We start from the raw sequence: 11732 nt of genomic DNA, 5'->3' as shown, positions 1-11732 counted from the left end.
CGAATGCACGAAGGTGATCACATCATGCGTAAGACGATCGCATTGGCTTTCGCGGCCGCCGCGCTGGCAGGTTGCGGCGTGATCCCGGGTCAGCAGGGCGCGGGCGGCGAGGAGAGACAGCCTGAGACCGCACCGGCCACCGCCTCCGAGCAGGCCGCCTCCGAGCAGGCCGACGCTGCGGAGGCCACACCCGCGCAGAGCGCGCCGCCCCAGGACGCCAAGGTGATCGCCACTCGCGAGGCCAGCACCGGCGCGGGCGACCAGTACGGCAAGGCGCGGGTGGACATCACCGCGCTCAAGCGCCAGGGCAGGACCGTCAGCCTCAACTGGACGGTCACCGCGACCGACGGCAAGGTCAACGTGCACAACGGCCTGGGCGGCGGCGCGCTCGACTTCACCGTCTCCGGCGTCTCTCTGATCGACCCGGTCAACGCCAAGCGCTACCGCGTGGCCCGCAACGGCACCGGTGAGGACGCGGAGTGCGTCTGCTCGGGGACGCAGGGTCAGTTCCTGGAGCCGGAGGAGGCGTCCACGCTGTACGCGGTGTTCGCGGCCCCGCCGGCGGACGTCACCAAGATCAACATCGAGATGCCGATGTTCGGCGTGCTGACCGATGTTCCGATCTCTTAGCGTCGTCCTGGCGCTCCTGCTGTCCCCGACGCCGCCGCCCAGCGCGCCGCCGGACGCCACCGGGGCCGTCGAGGACCTCGTGTTGCCCATCGAGGACATCGTCGGCGAGGTCGAGTCGATGGACGGCACCGAGAGCGAGACCAAGCAGGGCCGGCAGGTACGAGTGGCCGTGACCAGCGACGTGCTGTTCGCGCTGGACAAGTGGCAGCTCACCGCCAAGGCCAGGCAGCGGCTGGCGAAGGTGGCCGAGCGGGTCGAGGCCGAGGCCGCCGGCGGGGTGGTCACGATCGAGGGGCACACCGACGACCAGGGGACGGACGCCTACAACCGCACGCTGTCCGAGCGGCGGGCGCAGTCCGTGCGGCAGGCCATGGGCGGGCTGCTGACGGACGCGGGCGTGCGGCTGGAGTCGCGCGGGTTCGGCGAGAGCCGTCCCAAGCTGCCCAACGTGGTCGAGGGCAAGCCCGTCGAGAAGAACCGGGCCAAGAACCGGCGCGTCGAGATCGTCTTCACCGCCAAGCAGTGACAGCTCGCGGGTCAGCCGCCCGCCCAGCCGCCCAGCCGCCGCCCGCCGGCAGACCACCGACCGCCGGACGGCCGCGCGCCCTGAGGGCTCAGTCGCCCTGTAGCTGGCCCAGTCGTACGTTCACCGTCTCCTTCGTCCCGTCCGCCCGGATCAGCCCGACCTGGGCCTGATCCCCGGTCTTGAGCATGGTGATGGTCTCGGCCAGGGCCGCCATCGTCGGCGTCTCCTTGCCGTTGATCGAGACGATCACGTCACCGGCCCGGATCCCGGCCCGCTCGGCCCCGCTGCCCCGTTCGACCGAGGCCACCCCGACCCCGCTCGGCTGCCCGTCCGAGCCGATCACCGTGCTGCCGCGGATGCCCAGCGCGGCCCGGTGGCTGTTGGTGACCTTGCCGTCCTTGACGATCTGGCGGGCGATGTCGGTGGCGGTGTTGCTCGGGATCGCGAAGCCGATGCCGGGCGCGGCTCCGCCGCCCAGGTCGGGGTCCGTGGCCGCGAGCGTCGGGATGCCGATCACGTGGCCGGACAGGTCCACGAGGGCGCCGCCGCTGTTGCCGGGGTTGATCGCGGCCGAGGTCTGGATGGCTCCGGCGATGGTGGCGCCGGGCGATCCTGGGTTCTGCGGCTCGGTCACCGTACGGCCGAGCGCGGAGACGATGCCGTTCGTCACGCTGCCCGACAGGCCCAGCGGGTTGCCCATGGCCAGCACGATCTGTCCCACCCGCAGTTTCGCCGAGTCGCCGAACCGGGCCGGCTTCAGCCCGTCGGGCCGGTCCACCTTGATCACCGCGAGGTCCCCGGCGGGGAACGACTTGACCAGCTTGGCCGGCCGGGGCGCGCCGCCGGTGGCGATGGTGACGTTCATCTGCGTGGCCTGCCCGACCACGTGGGCGTTCGTGACGATGTGGCCCTGGGTGTCGAACACGATGCCCGAGCCGAGCCCGACCTTCGTGGTGATCTGCACGATGGACGGCAGGACCTCCGCGATGACCCGCTCGTACGCCGCCTCAAGGGCCTGCGGCGACGCCGTGGCGGAAGCCGTGGGAGAAGCCGACGGCGTCGCGGAGGTGGGGGTCGCGGACGGCGAGGCCGTTCGCGTGGTCCCAGGAGGAGGGCCGCAACCGGTCAGCAGTACGGCGGCGGCGACCAGTCCGGCGGCGATCTCCCTCATGGAAGCTCCCTGCCCAGCTCAGCTGGAAAGATACGCCTCCCGGACGTTCCGCCTGCTCAGCTTGCCGGTCGGCGTACGGGGCAGCGTCTGCCGGTACTCGATCAGCCGCGGGTGTTTCAGCCTGGCCAGCCGGGGCGCGCAGTGCCGCAGCAGCTCGGCCGTGAGCTCCTCGTCACCGGAGACCCCGTCGGCCGGCTGGACGAGCGCCACCACCTTGTGCCCCCACTCGGGATCGGGCACGCCGATCACGGCCACGTCGGCCACCGAGGGATGTTCGAGCAGCGCCGCCTCGATCTCGGCCGGGTAGATGTTGACCCCGCCGGAGATGATCAGGTCGGTCCGCCGATCGAGCAGGAACAGATAGCCGTCGTCGTCGAGGTAGCCGATGTCGCCCGGCGTGTACTCCCGCCCGCGCATGGCCGAGGCCGTCTTGTCCGGGTCGCGGTGGTACTCGAAGCGGTTGATCCCGCCGATGTAGACCAGGCCGGGCTGTCCTGGCGCCGCCTCCTCGCCGTCGTCCCCGATGATCGTGAACGACATGCCGTCCAGCGCCCTGCCGACCGTGCCCGGCCGCTCCAGCCACTCCCGCGAGGACACCATGGTCGCCACGGCCGCCTCGGTGGAGCCGTAGTACTCCCACACCACGGGCCCCAGCCAGTCGATCATCGCCTGCTTGGTGGCCGGCGGGCAGGGCGCGGCTCCGTGGTAGAGGTGAGTGAGGGACGACAGGTCGTACGACTCCCGGTCCGGCACGGCCAGCAGCCGATGGAACATCGTCGGCACCATGAACGCGTTCGTCACCCGGTACCGCTGGATGAGCTCCAGCGCGGCGGCCGCCTCGAACCGCTCCGGCGCCACGATCGAGTGCCCGAACTGCAGCGCCATCATGGCCTGCCCGTACGGCGCCGAGTGGTAGAGCTGCGAGCACACCAGGTGCACGCCGCCCATCGGCAGCCCGAAGTGCCGCCAGCTCTTGCGCATCAGGATCGGGTACAGCTCCTCCGGTGTCAGGTCCAGCAGCCGCCGCCGCACGCCCTTGGGCCGGCCGGTGGTGCCCGAGGTGTAGAGCATCATCGAGCCGGCCCGCCGGTGGCCGGGCGCGGTGGCCGGCTGGCCGGCGACGAGCTCGGCGACCGTGAGGGCGTCCGGCGCGATCACCACCTCGGCGCCGCAGTCGGCGACGATGTAGGCGATCTCCTCGGCCGTGAAGTGCCAGTTGACGGGTACGAGGTAGACCCCGATCTGGTACGTCGCCAGCATCATGACCAGGGCGTCGGCCCCGTTCTTCAACACGGTCACGACGCAGTCGCCGGGGCGGACTCCGCGCGAGGTCAGGCCGCCCGCGGCCTGGTTGGCCCGGTCGAGCAGCGCTCCGTAGGTCATGCCCTCGTCGCCGAGGAGGGCCGGGCGTTCCGGGTCTTCGGCCGCGATCTCGTAGAAACCCCTCATGTTCGCCGACCTTACAGAATTAGATTCTGCAGGGGGAATAGAGGAATTATCCCGCTCCGTGGTGACGTAATCTCAAGGCCATGGCGGACGACGGCGAGCGCAGACGAACCTATGATTCACCCACCACTCCGTTCCGCAAGATCGTCGTGCCCGAGATGCCCGAGGTGTCCGAGGAGCAGCAGGCAGATCAGACGATCAGGATCTCCCGGCCGCCGGCGGCCGGCTCGTCCGCCCCGGTGAAGCCGCAGACCCCGCCGTCCGCGCCGTCCACCTCCGACCAGACCGCCCCGAGCCAGACCGCCCCGAGCCGGCCCGCCCCGAGCCGGCCCGCCCCGAAGCAGTCCGGCCCGAAACCGGCCACCCCACAGCCGGCCACCCCACAGCCGGCCACCCCGAAGCCGGTCGCTCCCGAGCCCGCCGCTCCCGAGCCCGCCGCTCCCAAGCCGGCCGCCCCGAAGGAGCCGGGCTCGAAGCCGGCGCCTCCGAAGCAGTCCGGCCCCAACCCCACGGCGCCGCCCAAGCCGGGGCCGAGCCCCGCTCCGACGCGTCAGGGCCCGCCACCGTCCGCGGCCGCGAGCCCGGCCCAGGCGCCGAGCCAAGCGCCCCGACCGTCCCAAGGGCCAGGACCATCACAAGGGCCAGGTCCAGGTCAAGGGCCAGGTCCAGGTCAAGGGCCGGGTCTAGGACAGGGGCCGGGTCAAGGGCCAGGGCCGGGGCAGGGATTCGGGCCGGTGCAGGGGCCGGGGTCGATGCAGGGCGCGGGTCCCGTGCAGGGGCCGGGGCCGATGGGCCCAGGGGGGCCGCCGCGGCAGCCGTTCGGGCAGCAGCAGGCGCACCAGCACCCCGTGCCGACGCTCCCGCCCGTCCCCCCGCTCCCCGCCGCGCCCCCGTCCCGCCGGCTCGGCGACATCCCGATCAGGGCCGTCTATCTTCTCGGCTCCATCCTGGCCACAGTCCTGGCCGTGCTGCTCATCTTCGTGGTGTTCTCCGGCGACGTGCCCACCAACCAGCAGCCGGGCGAGCAGGTGGTCTCGGTGGCGCCGGTGCCCAGCGCTTCGGTCACGGCGACGCCGTCGGCCAGTGCCAGCGCCAGCCCGACCGTGAGCGCGGTCGTGCTGCCCCCGGTGCCGGCGAGCAAGACGCTGGAGGCGTTCTCCGGGACTGCGTCCCTGGTCAGCGGCGTCATCACCGACAAGACCGTGGGCATCACCTACCCGAGGCTGGCCGCGCCGTGGAAGGCCAAGTCGTTCCCGCCGTTCTCGATCGCGCAGCGGATGGGCAAGGTGGAGGTCCCGCACACGGTGATCGCCTCGGCGATGTACCCGGGCGACTCGCCGGAGAAGAAGCCGTCGTCGAACGCCGACTACCGCAAACTGGCCACCGAGGCGGTCCGCTGGGCGATCCGCACCCAGTACCCGAAGGGCGCCCGGCTCGACGAGTGGACCGCGTCGCAGAAGATCCCGGTCGGCAAGGGGTGGACGCTCGGCTACAAGGTCGGCTACACCTTCGGCGGCAAGAAGCAGGAGGCGCAGGCCGTGGTGACGGTGGTCGAGGTGGGCAAGACCAAGCCCGGCATGCTGCTGGCCTCGATCCCCGAGCCGAACAAGAAGTACTGGCGCGACCTGAACACGCTCGTCCAGCAAGTTCGCCCGCTGTGACAGGCTGACACGCCAGAAGCATCCTCTAGAATATGGTTCTGGGCATACCCCCGGACCTGGCTGGAGGATGAGCAATGGCTATCGGGTTGAGCGAGGAGCATGAGGCGCTCCGCGAATCGGTGCGCGGCTGGGCCGAGCGGAACATCCCCGCGGAGCTGCTGCGCGCCGGGGCCGGCGGACGCCCCGCGTTCTGGCCTGGCCTCGCCGAGCAGGGGCTGCTCGGCCTGCACGTGCCCGAGGAGCACGGCGGCTCGGGCTACGGGTTGCTGGAGGCGGCCGTGGCCATCGAGGCGCTGGCCGAGCGGGTGGCGCCGGGCCCGTACGTGCCGACCGTGCTGGCCGGCGCCGTGATCAACGCCTCCAAGCGCCCCGAGCACCTGGAGTCGTTCGCCGACGGCACGCTGACCGGCGCAGTCGCGCTGAGCGGCGCCCTGCGCGGCACCCGCCGCGAGGACGGCTCCCTGGTCGTCTCCGGTACGGCGGAGCCCGTGCTGGGCGGCTCCCTGGCCGACTCGCTCGTCCTGCCCGTGGCCACGGCCGACGGCGAGGAGTGGGTGCTGATCGACGCCTCCTCCGCCACCGTCACCGAGCTGAAGTCGCTCGACCTGACCAGGCCGGTCGCCAAGGTGGAGCTGACCGATGTGGTCGTCCCCGCCGAGGGCATCCTGGACGGCGTCGGGAGCGCCGACGTGCGCAACCTGGCCGCGATCCTGCTCGGCGCCGAGGCGGCGGGCCTGGCCTCGTGGTGCGTCACCGCCGCCGCCGAGTACGCCAAGGTACGCGTGCAGTTCGGCCGCCCGATCGGCCAGTTCCAGGGCATCAAGCACAAGCTCTCCCGCATGCTCGTCGCGCTGGAGCAGGCCCGCGCCACCGTGTGGGACGCCACCCGCGCCGCGGAGCGCAGGGCCGGGGCCGAGCGGGCCGCGGAGGGCGGCGACAGCGCGGCCGTGAGCGCGGACAAGGAGCTGGAGTTCGCCGCCGCCGTGGCCGGGGTGATGGCCCCCGACGCGGCCGTGCAGTGCGCCAAGGACGCCATCCAGACCTTCGGCGGCATCGGCTACACCTTTGAGCACGACGTCCACCTCTACTACCGCCGCGCGCTCACCCTGCGCGCCCTGCTCGGCTCGTCGGCGGACTGGGCCGGCACCGTGACCGCGCTGTCCCTCCAGGGCGTCTCCCGCGAGATGGAGATCGACCTGCCCGCCGACGCCGAGGAGCTGCGCGAGTCGATCCGCGCCGAGATCGCCCGCATCGCCGAGCTGGAGGGCAAGGAGCAGAAGCGGGCCCTGGCCGACGGCGGGTTCGTCATGCCGCATCTGGCCAGGCCGTGGGGCCGCGACGCCAAGCCCCTGGAGCAGGTGCTGATCGCGCAGGAGCTCAAGGCCGCCAAGGTACGCCTGCCCGCGATGATCATCGGCGCCTGGGTGGTGCCGTCGATCGCCGCGTACGGCACGCGCGAGCAGCAGGAGCGCTTCCTGCCCAGGACGCTCAGCGGCGAGATCATCTGGTGCCAGCTGTTCTCCGAGCCCGGCGCCGGCTCCGACCTGGCTTCGCTGCAGATGAAGGCGGAGCGGGTCGAGGGCGGCTGGAAGCTCAACGGCCAGAAGATCTGGACCTCCGTCGCCCACGTGGCCGAGTGGGGCATCTGCATCGCCCGCAACTCCAGTGAGGGCTCCAAGCACGAGGGCATCACGTACTTCCTGGTCGACATGAAGGCCCCCGGCGTCACCGTCAGGCCGCTGACCGAGATGACCGGCGAGAACCTGTTCAACGAGGTCTTCCTCGACGACGTCTTCGTGCCGGACGACCTGGTCGTGGGCGAGGTCGGCGAGGGCTGGAAGGTGGCCCGCAACACGCTGTCCAACGAGCGCGTCTCGCTGTCGTCCGGCTCGGGCGGCACCGGCTCGTCGGTGCCCGACCTGCTCGGCCTGGTCGGCCGCCTGGGGCGGGAGCTGACGCCGGTCGAGGCGCAGCGGGTGGCCGAGGTGGTCTGCGAGGGCCACTCGATCAACGCGCTGTCGCTGCGGGTGACGCTCAAGCAGCTCGCGGGGGCGGAGCCGGGCGCGGACGCCTCCGTACGCAAGCTGCTGTCCACCTCCCACGCCCAGCACGTCTCCGAGACGGCGGTGGAGCTGCTCGGCCCCGCCGCGGTGGTCGCCGCGGACATGAAGCTCGGCGACGCCGGCTACTGGAACCGGGCGGTGCTCGCGACCAGGGCGATGACCATCTACGGCGGCACCACCGAGGTGCAGCTCAACATCATCGGCGAGCGCATGCTGGGCCTGCCCAGGGACCCGGAACCGGGCAAGTAACCGCGGCTCCGAAGGCTCGGGCGGCCGCGGTCATCCCCCCACCTGCCGCGGGGGGATGGCCGCGGCGTGCTCGTCGGGGACGGGGGTGCCGATCCTGATCTCGCCGACGCAGGCGCCGGGGCCGCCGGTCGTGCGCAGGGCCAGCTCGCCGCCCTCCCCGGCGATCTGTACGAACGTCCTGCCCAGGTCCTTGCCCGCCGCCGCCTGGGCGACGCCGAGCCCGAGGCGTACCGACAGGGTGGTCTCGGCCGCGTTCAGGTAGGAGATCTGCGCGGTGTACTCGCCACCAGGCAGCCGCGCGGGCAGGCGGAAGCGGACCTCCCGCGGGCCGACCGGCACGCAGGCAGGGCCCTGCGGGATCGTCAGGCCCTTGACGGCCACCGGCCGCAGCCGCCCGCGCGCGTCGAACGTCATCGGGTTGCGCAACGGGCCGGAGAGGCGGGACGTCCAGGTCACCGGCCAGGGATCCGGTACGCCGAGCAGCCGGGAGTGGCGGGCGTACTCGTGGAAGAAGGCCGCGGCGGCGACGCCGGGCGGGACGTACGTGTCGAGCACGACCGTGCCCTCGGGCACCCGCGAGAGCGCCTGCCTGGCGGTCTCCACGTAAGCGCGCACGGGGGCGCCGAGCGGCCGGTCGGCGTAGGCGGTCACCGACCAGACCGAACCCGCCGCGAACGTGGCGACCAGCGGGACCCAGACCCACCTGAGCCGGCTGCACCTGAGCCGGCTGCACCTGAGCCGGCTCCACCTGAGCCGGCTCCAGCTGGGTCGCGTCCGCCTGAGCGGCGTCTCTTGGAGTCGCGCCTCTTGGAGTAGCGTCCTCTCGCGCGGGCGCAGCCACGGGTGTCGCTCGCCGGACAGCGGGATGAAGGCCAGCCCGATCACGACGGCGACGACGGTGGCGGTGGCGGCCAGGTAACGCAGCTCGTGCCCGAGCACCCCGGGCCCGAGCACGTCGATCCGGCCCAGCAGCACCGGCACCACGTCGGCCGCCAGGAAGTAGCCGAGCAGCAGCAGCCACGCCGCCCAGGCCCGCCGCCGGTGGCGCACCGACACCGCCACCACCGCCGCCGCGACGGCCAGCCCGGCCCAGACCAGCGGCTCGGGGGCGGCGGCCATGGCGTAGTCCTCGCCGACCGGCTGCCACGCCCACGGCCCGCCGAGCGCCGACGGCACCAGCCCCCGCGAGCCCAGCAGCCAGGCGAACTCGCCGGCCACCTCCAGGGACGGCAGCGTCGGGGTCTGCGTCGAGTGGTTGATCTGGACGGAGCCGTACAGGCCGGTGAAGAAGATCCACGAGTACGCCGCCAGGACCGCCGCGTAGGCCGCCCAGGCCCGCCACAGCCGCCACAGGCCCCGCCACGACGGCGTCAGCCAGCACGCCGTGACCACCAGCGCCAGCACCGGGATGAACGCGGCCTTGACGAAGAACGCCAGGCCGAACACCGTCCACGCGCACGCCGCCACCAGGTGCCTGGCCCGCCCGTCGCGCGCGTACAGGACGTGGGCCGACAGCGCCATCGGCAGCGCCAGCTGCAGCGGCAGTGTCTCCAGCACCGCCGCCCACCACGACAGCGACGGCACCGTCATGGGCGTCAGCAGATAGAAGCCGAGCGGCACCAGGATCGCCGGCCGCGCCCCGAACAGCACCACGAGCAGCCGCAGCAGCGCCAGGCTCGCCCCGGCCTGCAGCGCCATCGTCATCGTGTGGGCCAGCACCTCGTTGTAACCGCCGAGCCTGGCCATCGCCCACGAGATGCCGAACCCGCCGGGCAGCAGGTGACCGACGTCCACCCACATCAGGTAGTCCCAGGTGAAGCCGCTCTCCTGGCCCCTGATGAGGTAGTGGAAGTCGTCCTGGCGGAAGTAGGTCCGCCTGACCAGCTCGAACTTCCACACCAGCTGCGCCACGACCATCGCCAGTCCGGCCGCCAGCACGGCGTCGGCCGCGCGCGGCCGGTGGCTCACCTCCGGTGCCGCCTCCGCCGTCGTCATCGCCCCGTCCTCACCGGCGCAGCGTAGTCACGCGGAGGTCGCCGGTGGAATGGCCGTGGCCCGGTTGTGATGTCATAGCGCAATGCTCCGTACGGTCCGCGCCGGGCCCGCCTCCGCCCTTCTCGGGCTGGCCCTGGGCTGCCTGGCGCTCGGGCCCGCGTTGGGCTGGGGGTTCACGCTGCTCCAGGACATGGTGTTCGTGCCGGAGCCGGAGTTCTCGCCGTTCACGTTCGGGCTGGCGGGCGGGGCGGCGCGGGTCGTGCCGAGCGACGCCGTGGTGACCGCGCTGGCTCAGGTGCTGCCGGCCGAGCTGGTGCAGAAGGCGATCCTGGTGGCCGTCTTCGTACTGGGGTGCTCGGGGGCGGCGCTGCTGCTGCCGTCGGCGTCGCTGGGGCCGCGGCTGGTGGCGGGGGCGTTCTACGTGTGGAACCCGTACGTGGCCGAGCGGCTGCTGATCGGGCAGTGGGCGCTGCTGCTCGGGTACGCGGGGCTGCCCTGGGTGGTGCGGGCCGTGTGGGCTGGGCGGCGGGTGGCCCTGGCGATGCTGCCCGCGGCGGCGGGCGGGTTCGCGGCGATGACGGTCACCGCGATCACGTCGGTGCCGGTCGCGTTGTCACGCTGGAGGGTCGGGGCGCGTGATCAGGCGGAGCCGCTTGATCAGGCCGGGCCGCGTGCTCAGGATCAGGCCGGGCCGCCTGAGAAGCGCTGGTGGGGTGTCGTGCGGGTGGTCGGGGTGCTGGCGCTGTTCAGCCTGCCGTGGCTGGTGCCGACCGCGCTCAGGCCGCACGGCATCGCGGGCGACCCGGTGGGCGTCGACGCCTTCGCCGCGCGGGCGGACACGCCCTTCGGCGCCGTGGGCAGCCTGCTGTCACTGGGCGGGATCTGGAACAGGTACGCGGTCCCGCCCGGCTACGAGAGCGTGGTGGGGGCCGTGGCCCGGCTGGCGCTCACGCTGGCCGGGGTCGTCGCGTTCCTGCGGTCGCGGGCGCCGTACCGGACGGGGCTGGCCGTGGCCGCGGGGGCCGGGCTGGCGGTGGCGTGCGCCGGGGTGAGCGAGCCGGGCCGGGAGGCGTTCAAGTGGCTCGTGCAGGTGTGGGGCGGGTTCGCGGTGTTCCGCGACGCGCAGCAGTTCGTCGCGCCGCTGGCCCTGGTCGCGGCGCTCGGGCTGGGCGCGCTGGCCCAGCCGATGACGGGGCCGGGGCCGGTGGCGGGGTCGGCGGTGGGACGGCGGGCGTGGACGGTCGCGCTGGTGCTGGTGCCGCTGGCCGTGCTGCCGACGATGGCGTGGGGGTCGCTGGGGCGGCTCGGCAGCGTCTCCTATCCGGCGAGCTGGACGGCCGCGCGGGAGATCATCCGGCGTGATCCCGCGCCGGGGGACGTGCTGGTGCTGCCGTTCGAGTCGTACCGGCAGTTCCCCTGGAACGGGGGGCGGGCGGTGCTGGATCCGGCCCAGCGCTTCTTCGCGACGCCGGGGCGGCGGGTGGTCTCCGGCGACGCCGTACGGGTCGGCGGGCTCGTCGTCAGGAGCGAGGATCCCCGCGCCCGCGAGGTAGAACGCGTACTAGAAGGGCCCTCGCCCAACCTCGCGGCGGCCGGATTCCGCTACGTCATTGTGGACGCGGGGACACTTGAGGAGCGGCGCCGGTTCGGTGTCTGGCTACGGAGCGCGAGGGTCCTGGTCGATACCGGTGACCTGGGGTTGTACAGATTCGAACGGGTCGGCGGCCGAGCCTGACTCCGGATCGCACCCTGATCAGGCTCTTTGTTAATATTTCCGCTAGCTACTTCCGAGTAGCAAGAATTGGTTCTAAGTTGAGGGACGCCCGCACCGCTTGCCCGCATGAGGAGGAACCCCGGTGATCAAGATCCTCTTAGCGGCGATGATCGGCATCGCCGTCGCGGCACTCGTGGCGACGGTCACCACCGTCACCTTCACCGGCGCCACCGCCACGCCGGTCAACCAGCCGCTCTACAACTACGGCGACCGGTAA

Annotated in this window: 10 protein-coding genes; 6 read left to right on the top strand and 4 right to left on the bottom strand. The window is 72.6% G+C overall.

Annotated features, from left to right (window positions below; all coding sequences use genetic code 11):
• Nucleotides 1–24 precede the first annotated feature (24 nt).
• Nucleotides 25–630 carry a hypothetical protein gene (locus OIE67_RS39915; protein WP_326630257.1) on the top strand — a complete coding sequence of 202 codons (606 nt, stop codon included), beginning with the start codon at nt 25–27 and terminating at the stop codon, nt 628–630.
• Nucleotides 614–1156, top strand: coding sequence for an OmpA family protein (locus OIE67_RS39910; RefSeq protein ID WP_326630255.1), 543 nt, complete (start codon nt 614–616; stop codon nt 1154–1156). The genes OIE67_RS39915 and OIE67_RS39910 overlap by 17 nt, the downstream gene beginning before the upstream one ends.
• 88 nt (nt 1157–1244) lie before the next feature.
• On the opposite strand, the gene OIE67_RS39905 is transcribed toward OIE67_RS39910, so the two are convergent.
• From OIE67_RS39905 to OIE67_RS39895, 3 genes are all read right to left on the bottom strand, one after another.
• A complete protein-coding gene (locus tag OIE67_RS39905) occupies nt 1245–2327 on the bottom strand; it encodes a S1C family serine protease (RefSeq protein WP_326630253.1) in 1083 nt (360 codons plus the stop codon).
• A gap of 18 nt (nt 2328–2345) precedes the next feature.
• Nucleotides 2346–3776, bottom strand: a complete 1431-nt coding sequence (locus tag OIE67_RS39900) for an AMP-binding protein (RefSeq protein ID WP_326630251.1) — start codon at nt 3774–3776, stop codon at nt 2346–2348.
• A gap of 187 nt (nt 3777–3963) precedes the next feature.
• A complete protein-coding gene (locus OIE67_RS39895) occupies nt 3964–4284 on the bottom strand; it encodes a hypothetical protein (protein WP_326630249.1) in 321 nt (106 codons plus the stop codon).
• A 223-nt stretch (nt 4285–4507) separates the two neighbouring features.
• Here OIE67_RS39895 and OIE67_RS39890 point away from each other — a divergent pair, with 223 nt between their 5' ends.
• Both OIE67_RS39890 and OIE67_RS39885 read left to right on the top strand, forming a co-directional pair.
• Nucleotides 4508–5434, top strand: a complete 927-nt coding sequence (locus OIE67_RS39890; RefSeq protein WP_326630247.1) for a hypothetical protein — start codon at nt 4508–4510, stop codon at nt 5432–5434.
• A gap of 74 nt (nt 5435–5508) precedes the next feature.
• Nucleotides 5509–7746, top strand: a complete 2238-nt coding sequence (locus tag OIE67_RS39885; protein WP_326630245.1) for an acyl-CoA dehydrogenase — start codon at nt 5509–5511, stop codon at nt 7744–7746.
• A gap of 30 nt (nt 7747–7776) precedes the next feature.
• Here the strand turns inward: OIE67_RS39885 and OIE67_RS39880 are convergent, their stop codons facing one another.
• A complete protein-coding gene (locus OIE67_RS39880; protein ID WP_326630243.1) occupies nt 7777–9741 on the bottom strand; it encodes a hypothetical protein in 1965 nt (654 codons plus the stop codon).
• Nucleotides 9742–9823: 82 nt separating this feature from the next.
• On the opposite strand from OIE67_RS39880, the gene OIE67_RS39875 reads away from it, so the two are divergent.
• Nucleotides 9824–11476 carry a hypothetical protein gene (locus tag OIE67_RS39875; protein ID WP_326630241.1) on the top strand — a complete coding sequence of 551 codons (1653 nt, stop codon included), beginning with the start codon at nt 9824–9826 and terminating at the stop codon, nt 11474–11476.
• Nucleotides 11477–11597: 121 nt separating this feature from the next.
• Nucleotides 11598–11732, top strand: a complete 135-nt coding sequence (locus tag OIE67_RS39870) for a hypothetical protein (RefSeq protein ID WP_281262581.1) — start codon at nt 11598–11600, stop codon at nt 11730–11732.

Origin of the sequence: Nonomuraea fuscirosea (genome assembly GCF_035917475.1) — a bacterium.
GTDB classification, from domain to species: Bacteria; Actinomycetota; Actinomycetes; order Streptosporangiales; family Streptosporangiaceae; genus Nonomuraea; species Nonomuraea fuscirosea.
This window is presented reverse-complemented; position numbering and strand designations above follow the sequence as displayed.